Genomic DNA, 13,492 nt, shown 5'->3' with positions numbered 1-13,492 from the left:
CGCAGATAATTCAACCTGCAGCCGGTTCTCAGACACGGACAGCTTTCACCAGTGCATTCTCACGCATGATTTTGGACCGGTCGGGCGAAGTGGGAGGATCTTGCCCGACCGGCCCTGTGCTTGCGTGCTCGACCTCGTCTGCGGTCAGCTCGCGGCGGCGAGCGCGGCCTCAATCCACGGATCGATCACGTCGCGGTTGGCGGAAATCCAATCGGCGGCCGCAGTTGCGATCTGCTCATTGGAGTTGGCGCCCGCGTCGATGGCGACGGCCTGGACGGCAACCGCCAGCGGATCCAGCTCGAAGTTCTTGAGCAGCGACGCTGCGGCCGGGTTGGCGTTCAGGAATTCGATGTTGGCGGTCACCACGATGTCTGAGGGCGTGAACATTGTCGAGCAGGGATCGTTGGTGCATCCATCGCCGACCGCGGAGACCCCGTCCTGGCCTTCGAGGGCCTGGGCGGGCTCGATGGCGAGCCACAGAACATCTCGGCCTGGCACGAGCTTGCCGACGAATGCAGTGGGCGTCCACACGTACTGCAGCACGGGGCCGCCCCCGGTGAAGCTCGCCTGGGATTCCGCAAACAGCGCCGAGTGGGTGGCCGACACCTGCGCGGCGCGGTCATCCCAGCCGTTCTTGGCAAGAGTGTCGTTGATGACCTTCTGGCAACCCCAGCCGTCATCGCAGCCGTTGATGTCGGCCTTGCCGTCGCCGTCGCTGTCAAAGTGAGCGACCGCTTCAGGATTGTCGAGCAGTTCCCCGAGTGTCGAGAATCCGAACTGCTCGACACTGGGCTTGTCGACGAGCAGGCCCTGGAGAGCGCCCGAGGCCATCATCGTGCCGATGTAACGAGCCTTATCGCCGAAGGTCCCGCCGTCGGGGCTCTCGCCTTCGAGCAGGGGAGTGTGGTTGAGCGGCCACGAAGATCCCCACAAGTCGTAGTCGCCCTGAGCCACGGCCGGGTAGAAGGTCGCCGGCGCGATTTCCTCCGGATCGCTCACTTCGTAGCCGAGTTCTTCCAGAAGCTGCTGAATGACAAAGTTCTGGAAATTGGTCTCGATCCAGTTGCCCCGCGCCATGGTGACGCTCACGCCCTCACCGGGCAGCGCTGCTTCGGGTTCGGTCATTGCGGGTTCGGTCGCCGCTGGCTCGACGTCGGACGTGGAGATGTCATCTCCACAGGCGGCCGCGAAAAGGCCGAACGCCAAGAGCAGGACAATGAGAAGTCGTCCTCGATTGGTGTGCATTTGTGTGTCTCCCTGTTACGGGTCTCTTCCTAGCCCGAACGGGCCAATAATGCAATAGCGATGTCTCCTTAGTTTTTGTGTGCAAACGAGCAAACTCTGCCTCGTGTTGCGAGGTGCAACGCGAAGTCTCAGACCGAGGGCGGCCGGTGTACTGAAGGGCCGAGTTGGCTAGGGCACAGTGCTGGCGCGCCAGCCCCAAGCCGCGAGTATGAGGCCGCCAATGACGGTGAGGAAGGCGCTGGCCCCGGGCGAGAGCGCCGGAGTCGCGAGGCGGACGAACGTCGCGATCCAGGCAGTTCCAACCGCAGCGATCGCGCATCCCAGCCCGAACATGACGAGGCCCCCGAATCGCTGCGACGAGCCGCGGCGCACGATTCGACCGAGCGCCACCACCGAGCCGACCAACGTGAGCGCCAACACGATGTAGCCGATCCGCGGGCCGTCGGCATCCAGACCGCGGGCCGTCACGCGGCGGGTCAGGGCGAGGGCTTCGGCCAGCAGTTCGGCTGCGAGACCGCCTTGGTCGGCGCCCTCGGCCTCAGCTGCCATCTCGGCAGCGATCTGGGCTGCGTCGCTGCGCTGGTCGAGTATCCACGAACCCGACGCTCCTGCGAGTGCGAGAAACAGCGCCAGCACGATGATGCCGATCACTTCTTTGGTGCCGACACGTGCCGCTTCAGCGTCAGAACTTGCCCGCAGAGCCGCGACCGCACCTCCGACCAGAACGACCAGGGCGCCGAGCAGTGCCAGCCAGGTGCCCGTGCCATGGCTGTAGTTCTCGCCGCGTGGGGAGACGCTCAGATAACCGATGACGAGCGAGACCAGCACGAGACCGGCCGCGAGGAAGGCGCCGGCGCTTGCGAAGAACTTGGCTCGACTCCGGGGGCTCCACAGTGCCGACGCGCCGCCGATCGCGACTGCCAGACCGACGAGACCGAACAGGATTCCGAACCACGAGCCGCCGGTGGCGTCGAGCCCGCTGTGTGCTCCAGGGAGGTCGTTGTCGTCGAATCGGGCATAGCCCGACAGCAGACCGGCATCGTTGCCCCAGGTCAGAAACGTTGTGAACGCACAGAACAGGCCGCCGCCGATGGCCGCGACTGCGCCGATGCGCTGTGGGGCACTCAGTCCGGCCGGAGCCGGCGCAACCGCTGGAGGGGGCATCTCGGAATCAGCCTCCATGCCGGGCACGGGGGGGACCACCGATTCAGAGCGTGTGCTCCATGCGCTGCGCATCCGTGCGAAGAGGCTGCGGCGGTCGACCTTGTCATCGGGCTGGGAGATCCGATCCAGGAGCACCCCCACGAAGTAGAGGCCGGCACCGGCAGACGCGCCGATGGGGATGTCGGCGGTGTTGAGCGCGGTGAGGATCGGCTTGCCGAGGCCGCCGCCGGCAATGATCGCCACGATGCCCACCATCGACAGCGACAGCAGCAGGGTTTGGTTGAGTCCGGCCATGATCGCCGGCCGGGCCAGCGGCAGTTGCACTTCGCGTAGCACTCGGCTCTCGGTAGCACCGAACGCCCGGGCTGCCTCAACCACGTCCGCAGGGACTTGACGGAGCCCCAGGTTCGTGAGACGAACGATCGGAGGCAGCGCGAAGACCAGCGTGGCCAGCACTCCGGGGGTTCGCCGGACGCCGAACAAGAAGATGATGGGGAGTAGATAGACGAAGGGGTGGATGACCTGCATGCCGTCGAGGACGGGGCGCAATCGGCCCCAGAACGAATCGACGCGGGCCGCCAGAATCCCCAGCGGGATACCGATCGCGGTGCAGATGAGCACCGCCACGATGATCATCCCGACCGTTTCCATGGTGAGATCCCAGTACTCGTTGCCGAGCAGTCCGCACACCAGAAGGCCGGCCGCGCTGCCGAGCCCCACCAACACATTTCGTGTGGTCAGCCCCAGCAGGAAGAAGAGCAGCAGGATGATCGGCCACGGCAGCCATGTCTGGAGCAGGTTGTCAATGATGAGCTCGAGGAGCTTGTCGACGGGCCACTTGACGGCATCGAGGAATCCCTTGATATGGGTCGTCAGCCAGAAGACGATCTCCTCGATCCAGCGACCGAAGGGAATCTCCCAGACATCGAGGGTGCGGTTGTCCCAGAAACTGGTGGCGAGCGTGTTCGATCTCACTTCTGAGCACCCTGGGTCTTGGCGCGCTCGAGTTCTTCTGAGATGCTCTCGACCCGTCCTAGCTCGGCGAGGACTTCGAGGGGGCGCACCGATCCGGTGAGTCGGCCGTCGCCGTCGATCACAGCGATGGGCAGGCCCGATCCGAAGAGTTGGTAGATCTTCGCCAGGATGGTGTCGTTGGTTATCGTCGGTACCGTCTGGACGAGCCCGCGCAGCTCGCGGGTGCCGCCGCTTTGCGCCTGCTCGGCAGACTCGCGGGTCACCACGCCGAGGGGCCGCCCGTCAGTGTCGACCACATGGGCCGCGTCAACGCCGAGACGATCGATTGCGCTCAGTACGTCGGCGACTGCCGCGTCCTCCGCTACCGCCGCGGCGTCCTCGCGCACCGTCTCGACCGCCAGCACGCGGCCTTGGTCGACATCCTGGACGAACTCGGCCACGTAGTCGGTCTCCGGGCGCATGAGAATGTCTTGGGGCGTGCCGATCTGATGGATTGCGCCGTCTTTCATGATGCACACCCGAGAACCCACGCGCAGCGCCTCGTTGAGGTCGTGAGTGATGAACAGGATCGTCTTGTGGAGCTGGTCCTGTATCGCCATCAGCTCGTCCTGCATTTGGCGGCGGATCAGCGGATCGAGGGCACTGAAGGCCTCGTCCATGAGCAGGATGTCGGGATCGGTGGCAAGTGCACGGGCCAGCCCCACCCGCTGTTGCATGCCTCCGCTGAGCTGGCGGGGATAACTGGATTCATAGCCGCTGAGTCCTACGAGGGACAGCGCCCTCTCTGCCGCAGCGTTCCGGCCGGCGACGTCGATGCCCTTCACCTTGAGCCCGAAGGCGACATTGGAGCGAACGTCCTGGTGCGGGAACAGGGCGAAGTGCTGGAAGACCATCCCGGTGCTGTCACGGCGAAAGGCCTGGAGCTCTTTGGGTTCGAGGGCGGTGACTTCGGTGTCGTCGACGAAGATCCTGCCGGCGGTCGGCTCATGGAGTCGGTTCACGCAGCGGATCAAGGTGGACTTGCCCGAGCCGGACAGGCCCATCACGACGAATATCTCGCCCTCGGAGATGTCGATGTTGGCGTTGCTCACACCCACGACATGGCCGGTGCTCTCTCGAATCACGTCCTTCGAGTAGCCGGCTCTCAGCAGCGTCAGCGCTTCACCGTCTGGCTCGTCACCAAAGATCTTGACGACATTCTCGATCTTGACCTTGGTCGACATGCGTCACCCGCACTTCGGGCCAGAGCAAGTGCGAAACAACGGGAGTGAATCGTTGAGGCTCCTCCCGGCGGCGGCTCGCACGTCCTCGACGTTCATGAACTTAGTTGCACCGCGAGAAGCCCAGCGTCGAAGAAGACACGCACTGGTCTGTACCCACCGTCAAAGTGGCCGACCACATATGAACATGATGTCACTTTTTTACACCCGCCGGTTCGAAACCGTCGCCAGTGCGCAAGCACGTCCCACATCCCAGACTGACCGAGAGCTCTCGCATTATCTGATAATCTGATTTTTGTGACGGAGATCAGCGCAACGGAAGCCGCCCGAGGCTTGGCAGATGTCCTCGACGCCGTTGAGCACCGCGGCGAGCGGTTCACCGTCATCCGGCGGGGCAGGCCGGTCGCTCGCATCGAGCCCCTCGCCCGCGGCGAAGGGCTCGAGGTCAAAGAGCTGCTCGCCGGCGCACGTCCAGACGCACAATGGGCTGGCCAGCTCGCGGACATGCGCAGATTGCTCGAACTCGACGCCCGCACATGACAGCCCTATTGCTCGACACGACCGTGCTCATCGACGCCGAACGCGATCAAGAGCAACTCGATCGGCTCGTCGCCGACGACGACACCGTGGCCATAGCAGCGATTACGGCCGCGGAACTCCTTGTCGGCGTCCACCTTGCGACGCAACGGCACCGCGCCCTTCGACAAGCATTTGCCGATGCTGTCCTCGACGTCATCCCGATACTGCCCTACGACGTCGATGTGGCCGTAGTTCACGCAGAGCTGTTGGCCGAGACCCATCGATCTGGCCGGAGGCGCGGCGCCCACGACCTCATCATTGCCGCCACGGCACGCGCATCGAACCGGACCGTTATCACCGCCGACCCGACGGGGTTCGACGGCCTCACCGACGTCTCGATCGCCACGTATAGCTGACGGCCTTTCCGCCTCGCTTGCCGGCGATGAACTGGTCCACCACCTCGACCGGAGACGTGCCCAACGGTGATTCTGTGGTCATTCGTGCTCCTTGAGATTGACCGAAGCGATTCAGCCACGCACCGGAGTGCGCCAGCCGGACGTACAGCGAACCGGGCGGGTCGGGCTTGTCAGTCGTGATCGCTCTCCCTTTAGCCCAGATATTTCGTGATGTAGCCGTAGACGCTGATGTTGCGGTGAAGGTGCCCCAGAGTCCGACCGTGCCACGCTGCTTCGCCGTCGCGCCACAGCACCACGGCTCGGGTGTCTCCGGCGATCCCGACAACGAGTCCGCCTGATGGGGTCCACGCAGTAACGCACAGCGTCGACGCTGGGCATCGGCGGCCTCCGCTCCGGGAGCACCTCAGGTGCTTCGGAGCCAGCTCGAATACGGCCTCATGAGCCGCCTTGAACGCTGCGGACATCTCGTCGGGTGTGTCGATGCGGTGAGGCAGAGACTTGATCGCTGCTCGTGCCGCAGCTCGGCCACGAGGATGACCGCCCAGGCCGTCAGCGACAGCGATCAGCCACGAGCTGTCGTAGTGCAGGCGTATGCGGGCGTGGTCCTGGTTCTCGTCCCGCGGCCCGAGTTCGCTGAGCCACTCCGCGCTGACTGCTCCGCCGGAGAGGTGCCGCCCCTCGATGGTCACGCTGCTAGCGCTTCTTGTCGCTGTGTGCATGGCGACGCAGCCTGGCGTCCCGGCGGTAGGCGGAGCAAGGAATTTGCGGCCCGCCGCTTGGAGGTTCGCCGCCGAGTGTCGTCTCGTCAGTTGCGTGGCGCTGCGTTGCGGTTGCCGGTGAGCAGCAGAGCGAGTCCGATGGTGGCGACCGCGACGCCGCCCCAGGTGACCGGTGGCACCCATGGCAGTTGTGCTGTGACGCTGAACCCGAAACCCAAATCGTTGGTTTGGCGCCCGAATCCCTGGGCGACAGCGACGGCTGCGACGCCGACGATGAATCACACCGGTTTGCGTAGAGACTCGGGTTGTTGAGTCACGGCCGGGGTGGCTGTGACGGTTTGACAGTAGTAGGCGGTTTCGTGTTCGGCGGGTGTGGTGTAGTTGCCGCGGCCGGTGAGCAGGGCGCTGTGGCTGCGTCGGTGGTTGTACCAGTCGATGTATTCGAGGGTGGCGAACTCGACATCGCGCAGTCCTTGCCACGGTCCTCGTGAGTAGATCAGCTCCCATTTGAACAGGCCGTTGAAGCTCTCGATCATCGCGTTGTCATACGAATCGCCCTTGCTGCCGACCGAGGCGACGATGTCGTTGTCGTCGAGCCGCTGGCTGTAGCGGATGGACAGATATTGCGATCCCATGTCGCTGTGATGGGTGACCCCCTCGGTGCTGCGGCCGTCGCGGCGGCGCCCCGAGACGGCCATCTCCAGGGCGTCGAGCGCCAGCTCGGTGCGCATCGACCGCGAGGCCTGCCAGCCCAGCACCCGCCGCGAATAGGCGTCGATCACGAACGACACGTACACCCAGCCGCTGCGGGTGCGCACGTAGGTGAGGTCCGCGAGCCACAGCCGGTTCGGGGCCGGCACTGTGAAATCGCGGTTCACCAGGTCCGCTGGCCGGTCGGCGTCGGGGTCGCTGGTGGTGGTGCGCACCGTGGCGCCTCGGCGGGTCCCTTCGAGGCCCAGCTGGCGCATCAGCCGCTCCACAGTGCAGCGAGCCACCGTGATGTGCTCGACGCGGTTGAGGTGGTCCCACACCTTGGCCGCCCCGTACGCGTCGTAATTGTCCCGGTGCACACGAGCGATCTCTGCGCGCAACCAGGCGTCGCGCTGCGCCCGCGCCGACGGCGGCCGGCACCTGGCTGCGTAATAGGTGGACGGGGCGATCCCGACGCCGTGCTCGCACAGCACAGCGCAGATCGGCTCGACCCCGAACCGGCCTCGATGGGCGTCGATGAACGCCACTATCGCTTCGACTGGCGGTCGAGCTCCGCCCCGAAGAAAGCCGACGCCGCCTTGAGGATCTCGTTCGCGCGGCGCAGCTCACGATTCTCACGCTCGAGCTCTTTGATCCGAGCACGCTCCGCCGACGACACCCCAGCCCGGGTCCCGCCGTCGATCTCCACGCGGCGCAACCACAGCCTCACCGTCTCCGGTGTCGGCCCCAGCTTGGCAGCGACCGAGCAGATCGCCTCCCACTGCGAACCGTAAAGACGCTCGTTCTCGAGCACCATCCGCACCGCCCGCTCACGCAGCTCGGCGGGATATCTCCCATGTCCTGGCATAGCTCCATCCTCTCAAGGAACAGAGCCTCCACGAAACTCGGGGCGATTCAAACCGCCTACGAGACCGACACCGGGAGCCTGGGAGGGTCGATGAGAGCACCGGTGGGACGAGCGGCGCCCGAGTCGGAGGCTCTCGCTGTGACGCTGCGGAAGCTGGCTGATCGTCCGGCTGACCGGGCCAAGCGTGTACTGCGTTTCGTCGCCGATCTCGACCACTGCCTCGAACGCATCGTCGCTGCCTCGGCACCTGGGGCAGTTCATGTGTGGACCGTCGGCGACCGCCACGTCGGCGGTCGGCGTGTGCCGCTGCGCAAGATCTTTTCTGAGCTGGCCGCATCGCGGGGGCTCGACAAGAAGGGAGCGATCACCCGAATGCTGCCCTCGCAGCGTCGTATGGCTGCTCGCAATGAGCACGCTCCGATGATGGCCACAGAGGACTCGCTCGTGTTCGTGACGCCGTCAAGCCGATAGAGCCGCGGACCCCGACGACGCTCCACCTGGCCCTGGGGAGGCTCCTGCTGCGCAAGCGCGCCGCGGCAAGCCGCTGAGCAGTGCGCGGAGCTTTCGAGGGGCTTCGCAGCGCCTGCGCCTTGGCGGGGTGCCGGCAGGGCGCGTGGCTCGCGATCCGCTGCCGATTGCCGGCTGGGGCCGGGACTCGTGAGGTGCGATGTCGACCTCGACGCCTGAAGTCGGGGTCAGCGAGGACTCTCAGAGCGTCGCAACGGGTCGTTCGGGCCCCAGATGATCCCGGCGTGAAGCGGGCTGCGGGCCCGTTTGTCGTCGAGCACCTCGCGCGCAGCAACGACGGCGTCATGGGTGTAGCCCAGATCGTCGTGGCCGCGGTCCCTGTTGTCGCCGAAGGGACGGCGCTCCCTGGGGAGCCGCGAAGAGCGCAATGCGAGCCCCATGGGTTCCTCGCCTCGGCGCATCTCGTCGAGCAAGTCGCTCCACAGCTGTGACCCCTCTGTCTCCGGCGACACGGTGGGATGGGGCAGGTAGCTCACATCGCCCTGCTCTTGCGACTTGTCGTCGCGCAAGGGCCTCGGGTCGAGGTCTTTGGCCCAGCGGAGCCTCGCTGACGCGCTCGTCTGGTTCGTGCCGACCAGAGCCCGCAGGTCGGTGCCTCGGATCGCGTACGCCCATTCGCCGAACCTCGCCCCGACCGAGGGATGCCACCACGGCGGCTGCGCGCCGTCCCGAACGGCGGGCCGTTCGCGGGGATCGGGCAGCACGTAGACGACGTCGGGATGGCTGCGGTCGTCGTAGGCGTCGGCCAGGTACTCGAGCTGTCGGCGGTCGATGCGGTAGCACGGCGCGTCCGGGTCAGCGACCGACTTGGCCGCGGCGGCCGTCTCGGGTGCGACAGCCACGACCACGAACCACTGCCGCAACGCGTCGGACCACACCGGCAGCCGCCGCCGGTGCGCTCGGGTGAACACCGCCGCTGTGCCGACAGGACCGCCGCCGGCTCTGCCTCCGAACGCGCGAACGATGCTGAGCGCTGCCCACATCTGCACGGTCGGCTCGGGAACGATCTGCGGCACCAGAACGGCTCCTCGGCTCGTCGAACGCGTCAGCGCCGACCACGACAGTACGCGTCACCGCTGTCCCGCTGCTGCACGTTCGCTGTCGCCATAGCGCACGCCCGTCACGGACCTGAGACACGCAGTGCTCGGGGCCGGCCGCCCAGCACGTGCCGCTCGGTGCGGGAACTCTCCGGGCGTCCGAACGTGCCGGTGATTCATGACTTCAGATCATTCTGACCAGGACGTATTGATTTTTCGCACGGCTTTCTGGCCCGCCACCAGGTCCCAGAGCGCAATCTCGAACGCAGCAGCCGCAGCACCGCCCAACGACCAATCGAACGGCGCCGCGGCTGCCACAAGAACAACTCGACATGGAACGTACCCCACCCACCCCGATCCCGAGCCGGCCAACCGCCAGCCAAACGGACCGCCGCGCGCTGCGTCACGGCCGGCGCCGCGCCCAGTCGCGCCGATTCCCGATCCCCGCAAACCCGCATGAGTGCTGCGGAATCGCGCACCGAACCGCTCCGCACAGGGTTGCCACCAGGTGGCATCGCTCACCATTTGACGCAGCAGCCGCGGCACCGATCCACGAACAAGCGAACGGCACCACGGCTGACTCACAAGACACCATGGAACCTAAACGACCCGCCACCGAGCCGAGCCGGCCAACCGCCAGGCAACGGGTTCGTCGCGGCCGGATGTTTCAGCCGGCCCGGTGCGATGTGGGGTGCACGTACACCGTTGGGCGACCTGCACCGGCGCAAGCATCACATGACCCCACAGCAGGGTGGTGGTCACAGTGAGTCTGCGCCAAGCGGTCTTGCGCGCCGACATCGCGGTGGCGGGCTCCAGCGGCCGTGCTCTCGCTGCGGCGCAGACGCTGGTCGCGGATCGCGAATGGCTGCTCGCGATGTGGTTGCCGCTGGTGCTCGAGTTGGTTGACGCCCGGTATAGGTCCAATGCGGGCACAGCACGCAAGTTGAGTGAGCTGATCGAGCGCTGCTGTTCCTTCTTGGAGGCACATGGCAAGCGCTTCCTGAACGACATCGACGCCGACACGTTCGCCGAGTGGTACTGGGCGCCGAGCCGTGATCATCGCACGGGCCGGCTGCGCCCCGTCGCCCCTCCTACGGCGAGAAACCGACGGTGGGCGGCCTCAGTACTGCTTGCCGCGTTGTCCGAGTTGGGCGCTCCGATCGACATTGCGGACCTCGCCGGGCTCTCGATCACAGCCGCTGACGCGGGACCGCGGACGCTGTTGCGCGACGACGTCCAATGGGGTCAGATCGAGACCCACGCAAGCCCCGGGGTGCTCGAGTCTCGCCGGTCCCTCATGGTTGCCTTCTCGCGGGCCGGGGGCTCCGCGCCACAGATCGCGATTGTCGCAGCTGCCGATATCGATCTGGACGAGGGCGCTGTAACGCTCTGCGGGAGAAACGGGCTGCGTGTCAACCCTCTCGATGAGTGGAGCCTCAGCACGGTCCGCCGCTATCTGCGCTTCAGGCCGCCGGCAACGCTCGCCGAGCCACTGTGCGTCGGTCCCGGCATCGCTGCAGACAGGGCCGTGCACGTCGTGTCGGTGCGCCTCCGTGGCGCTCTGCGCGACGCCGGCCTCGGCGGGATCCGGGGGATCACCCCATCGTCGATCCGGCTCACCGCTGCACGGGCTGTGCTCGACAGAGACGGGCTCGAAGCCGCAGCGCGCTTTTTGGGCGCGACCAGCCTGGACCGGACCGCCGCGTCGCTGGGCTACGACTGGGCAGGCCGCTATGGCCGCTAAACGCGCCCGCAAGCGCACCCGGTCGCAGCCAGCGTTCAAGAGCTCGTCGATCATCTCTGAGCTCGATCTGGATCTGACGATCGACGACATCTCGGTCGAGGACAAGCGCCGTCCGCGCCAAGACTCCAATTCGAGCTCCGGCAAGCGCACTATCAACGGCGAGACCGCTGATCTGTCCGGAGGTCAGATCAGCGAAGTCACGATCTCGATGTACGGACTGGCGCTTATCGCCCGCAAGCTGGAAGTCAGACTCGCCCGCAACCCGCACGACGGCGGGCGGCGCCGCGAATGCAAGGTTCTGGACGTGCTGTTGGTGTCGATCATGTCGTGGACCTTCGGCAGCACGCGCGCTGCCTGCCGTCACTTCAAGGACAAGAGAAACTGGCGGCGCTGCCGAGCCGCTCTGCGCCGCGCGTACCCAGGTCTCGACGAGGACCTGTCCAAGCGGGCACCTTCACGTGGACAGGTGAGTCGCCTGCTCAAGCGCATCAGCGAAGAACCAGAACTGGAACTGGTGCGCGACGCCGTGCAGCAGATGGCAGTGACCGCAGCTCAGTTCATCGGAATCTTCGACCAAGCGGCCAAGTTCTCCAGCCCCTCCAAGCAGAGCTGCATCACAGGAGACGGCACCGACCTCAAGAAACTCCGAGGCGACAAGCACTTCGAGTGCGTGCTCGTCTCGGCCCGCAACGAGCACCCCGGCGAACGCGTCGTGCTCGGTTCCGACGTGCTCGCTCCCCCCAGGACCAAGGAGCGCAAGGCAGAGGCAACCACCGCGACTGACATGGTGCTCAAGATCAAGAAGACACTCGACAGCCAATCCGGAGGCCTCTTCGGATTCGTCTACGACATGGCACTGCACTCAGCCGACTTCGACCGCTGCCTCAGCGCCGGTATCATCGCCATCAGCAAAGTCCAACGCACCTCCGCCGGCCAATACGCCGCCCTCAACATCGGCAAATGCAAATTCAGGCTTGCCGACGGCACACGGCACCCCATGCCCGTCATCGCCATCGACGGAGCACCAACCATCGCCATAGCCGAAGCAAGCGGCACCACCTACTACGCCAAACTCGACCGCATCAAAACGGTACGCAAAGAACGCGCCAACGACATTGTCATCTGGGGCCACTGGGCCGTCCCATCAATACAAGGCGTCCCCGCGAAACTCTGGGGAGCCATCGTCCTGCTCCAGCACAACAGCACCAAGGACGACATCGCCAAAGGCAAACCCCGCACCCGGGCCCTGCGACCGATACCCGAGAGCGACCCTTACTTCGACGAGATATTCGGGCTGCGCCCAGACATCGAATCCACCAACAACCACATGAAGTCCCGCCTTCCAGGGCGACGCGCCAAACACCTCGACACCAATCGGGTCAAGCTGGATCTCATCATGTACCAGCTCCACACCATCGTCACGGCGCTCATCAACTACCACAAGAGAACGAGCGCAGACCTCAGCGGCTGGATAGGCAAACACAAGATCGACCTCTGACGGTCGACATCCGCCAGCAACCGAACAGAACCCACTAAGCGACAATCCGTCGCGTACGCGCACGACCCATCCGCACCAATAGCGGTGTGCGCAACTCCCGCGAGCGGCCTCATTAACCTCCGACAAGCGTCAGACGATGAAAAATGGCGTTGACACCCAATTTCGCGCCACAAAAACGTCCAGCGTCCGCCCTCGTGGGACGTGCGCGAAATTCCATGTTTGAGTCGTTTCCGCAGGTCAGAGCCTTGCCGCCATTTGTGTTTCTTGACACGAGATCGCGGTTTGCTTGATTTTGGAACGCGATAGCACCATTTTCGGAACGCGAATTGTCTGGTTGCGGAACGCGATTTGCCGCTGTTGGGATCGCGCTTGCGGCGCGTCCGAAGAGGTGGAGGCTGCATCGGTCATGTCGCTGGAGGTCTGGGGCAAGCGCTCACCGTTCGCCGCAGGCTCTTCTGGGCATTGGCCTCTTCCCTCGAACTTGCCAACGGACTGTGGAGCGGATGTCTGGTCACCGGCGTAGCAGCCCATGCCGTCTGGGCGACATGGCGAATGATCCGCAACTTGGTGCCAACACGAGGCAGGCCGGATTCGGCATCAACGTGAGGTCATGCGGCAAGCCCCTCCTTCGGAACACCTTTCAGCAGTAGTCCAGCACCTGAGCGTTACCGGCATTGACTCTCACGATATGAACTGCGTTGATGGCGTCTTGCTTGTTGACGTAGGTCTCGCTGGCAGCGAGGGTCAACCCATTGCTGGCGACTATCCGCCAGAAATACGGTTGAGCAGAGTTGTTGCTGCGCACAATCTGAAATTCCATTGTCCCTCCATCTCCTTGATGTCCACCGTTGTGATTCGAGGCGAATGGG

Annotated in this window: 13 protein-coding genes and 1 other annotated feature; of the genes, 5 read left to right on the top strand and 8 right to left on the bottom strand. The window is 65.1% G+C overall.

Annotation, left to right across the window (positions count from 1 at the left end):
- Nucleotides 1-144 precede the first annotated feature (144 nt).
- The 3 genes from proX to ACOOHB_RS17395 form a co-directional block, all read right to left on the bottom strand.
- Entirely contained in the window at nucleotides 145-1,245 is a 1,101-nt protein-coding gene (proX, locus tag ACOOHB_RS17405; RefSeq protein ID WP_420446066.1) for a glycine betaine/L-proline ABC transporter substrate-binding protein ProX, read from the bottom strand.
- A 168-nt stretch (nucleotides 1,246-1,413) separates the two neighbouring features.
- Complete coding sequence (locus tag ACOOHB_RS17400) at nucleotides 1,414-3,384, bottom strand: ABC transporter permease (protein WP_420446065.1); 1,971 nt, start codon at nucleotides 3,382-3,384, stop codon at nucleotides 1,414-1,416.
- Nucleotides 3,381-4,607, bottom strand: a complete 1,227-nt coding sequence (locus tag ACOOHB_RS17395; RefSeq protein ID WP_420446064.1) for a quaternary amine ABC transporter ATP-binding protein — start codon at nucleotides 4,605-4,607, stop codon at nucleotides 3,381-3,383. The genes ACOOHB_RS17400 and ACOOHB_RS17395 overlap by 4 nt, the downstream gene beginning before the upstream one ends.
- 294 nt (nucleotides 4,608-4,901) lie before the next feature.
- On the opposite strand from ACOOHB_RS17395, the gene ACOOHB_RS17390 reads away from it, so the two are divergent.
- Together ACOOHB_RS17390 and ACOOHB_RS17385 are read left to right on the top strand one after the other, a co-directional pair.
- On the top strand, nucleotides 4,902-5,144 hold the full coding sequence (locus ACOOHB_RS17390; RefSeq protein ID WP_420446063.1) for a type II toxin-antitoxin system Phd/YefM family antitoxin: 243 nt from the start codon (nucleotides 4,902-4,904) through the stop codon (nucleotides 5,142-5,144).
- The gene (locus tag ACOOHB_RS17385; protein ID WP_420446062.1) at nucleotides 5,141-5,539 is read left to right on the top strand and encodes a PIN domain-containing protein; all 399 of its coding nucleotides are present in this window, start codon (nucleotides 5,141-5,143) and stop codon (nucleotides 5,537-5,539) included. Before ACOOHB_RS17390 ends, ACOOHB_RS17385 begins: the two co-directional genes overlap by 4 nt.
- Before the next feature lie 191 nt (nucleotides 5,540-5,730).
- Here ACOOHB_RS17385 and ACOOHB_RS17380 read toward each other — a convergent pair whose 3' ends face one another.
- Together ACOOHB_RS17380 and ACOOHB_RS17375 are read right to left on the bottom strand one after the other, a co-directional pair.
- Nucleotides 5,731-6,228 (bottom strand): protein phosphatase 2C domain-containing protein, encoded by a 498-nt coding sequence (locus ACOOHB_RS17380; RefSeq protein WP_420446061.1) that lies wholly within the window; start codon nucleotides 6,226-6,228, stop codon nucleotides 5,731-5,733.
- 308 nt (nucleotides 6,229-6,536) lie between these two features.
- A protein-coding gene (locus ACOOHB_RS17375; protein ID WP_420446060.1) for an IS3 family transposase occupies nucleotides 6,537-7,816 on the bottom strand; the annotation gives its coding sequence in 2 pieces (ribosomal slippage) (nucleotides 6,537-7,537 and nucleotides 7,537-7,816; 1,281 coding nt in all).
- Nucleotides 7,410-7,538, bottom strand: a sequence feature (AL1L pseudoknot). Its footprint overlaps the gene before it by 129 nt.
- Before the next feature lie 90 nt (nucleotides 7,817-7,906).
- On the opposite strand from ACOOHB_RS17375, the gene ACOOHB_RS17370 reads away from it, so the two are divergent.
- Entirely contained in the window at nucleotides 7,907-8,287 is a 381-nt protein-coding gene (locus ACOOHB_RS17370) for a hypothetical protein (RefSeq protein ID WP_420446059.1), read from the top strand.
- 224 nt (nucleotides 8,288-8,511) lie between these two features.
- On the opposite strand, the gene ACOOHB_RS17365 is transcribed toward ACOOHB_RS17370, so the two are convergent.
- The gene (locus ACOOHB_RS17365; RefSeq protein WP_420446058.1) at nucleotides 8,512-9,360 is read right to left on the bottom strand and encodes a hypothetical protein; all 849 of its coding nucleotides are present in this window, start codon (nucleotides 9,358-9,360) and stop codon (nucleotides 8,512-8,514) included.
- A gap of 210 nt (nucleotides 9,361-9,570) precedes the next feature.
- Nucleotides 9,571-9,699: a hypothetical protein gene (locus ACOOHB_RS17360; protein ID WP_420446057.1), complete on the bottom strand. Its 129-nt coding sequence runs from the start codon at nucleotides 9,697-9,699 to the stop codon at nucleotides 9,571-9,573.
- A 445-nt stretch (nucleotides 9,700-10,144) separates the two neighbouring features.
- Between ACOOHB_RS17360 and ACOOHB_RS17355 the strand changes: the two genes are divergently transcribed.
- Together ACOOHB_RS17355 and ACOOHB_RS17350 are read left to right on the top strand one after the other, a co-directional pair.
- On the top strand, nucleotides 10,145-11,125 hold the full coding sequence (locus tag ACOOHB_RS17355) for a hypothetical protein (RefSeq protein ID WP_420446056.1): 981 nt from the start codon (nucleotides 10,145-10,147) through the stop codon (nucleotides 11,123-11,125).
- On the top strand, nucleotides 11,115-12,623 hold the full coding sequence (locus ACOOHB_RS17350) for a hypothetical protein (RefSeq protein WP_420446055.1): 1,509 nt from the start codon (nucleotides 11,115-11,117) through the stop codon (nucleotides 12,621-12,623). The genes ACOOHB_RS17355 and ACOOHB_RS17350 overlap by 11 nt, the downstream gene beginning before the upstream one ends.
- A gap of 640 nt (nucleotides 12,624-13,263) precedes the next feature.
- Here the strand turns inward: ACOOHB_RS17350 and ACOOHB_RS17345 are convergent.
- Complete coding sequence (locus tag ACOOHB_RS17345; protein ID WP_420446054.1) at nucleotides 13,264-13,443, bottom strand: YegP family protein; 180 nt, start codon at nucleotides 13,441-13,443, stop codon at nucleotides 13,264-13,266.
- Nucleotides 13,444-13,492 lie beyond the last annotated feature (49 nt).

The organism is Candidatus Poriferisodalis sp. (genome assembly GCF_965215815.1).
Classification (GTDB): Bacteria; Actinomycetota; Acidimicrobiia; order Acidimicrobiales; family Poriferisodalaceae; genus Poriferisodalis.
The sequence above is the reverse complement of the archived record's forward strand: the minus strand, read 5'-3'. Positions and strand labels throughout refer to the sequence as shown.

Bases quoted from the DNA above. Each gene is read 5' to 3' on its own strand.
- ACOOHB_RS17345 (WP_420446054.1), bottom strand. From the start codon at position 13,443: ATGGAATTTCAGATTGTGCGCAGCAACAACTCTGCTCAACCGTATTTC.
- ACOOHB_RS17395 (WP_420446064.1), bottom strand. From the start codon at position 4,607: ATGTCGACCAAGGTCAAGATCGAGAATGTCGTCAAGATCTTTGGTGAC.
- ACOOHB_RS17350 (WP_420446055.1), top strand. From the start codon at position 11,115: ATGGCCGCTAAACGCGCCCGCAAGCGCACCCGGTCGCAGCCAGCGTTC.
- ACOOHB_RS17370 (WP_420446059.1), top strand. From the start codon at position 7,907: ATGAGAGCACCGGTGGGACGAGCGGCGCCCGAGTCGGAGGCTCTCGCT.
- ACOOHB_RS17385 (WP_420446062.1), top strand. From the start codon at position 5,141: ATGACAGCCCTATTGCTCGACACGACCGTGCTCATCGACGCCGAACGC.
- proX (WP_420446066.1), bottom strand. From the start codon at position 1,245: ATGCACACCAATCGAGGACGACTTCTCATTGTCCTGCTCTTGGCGTTC.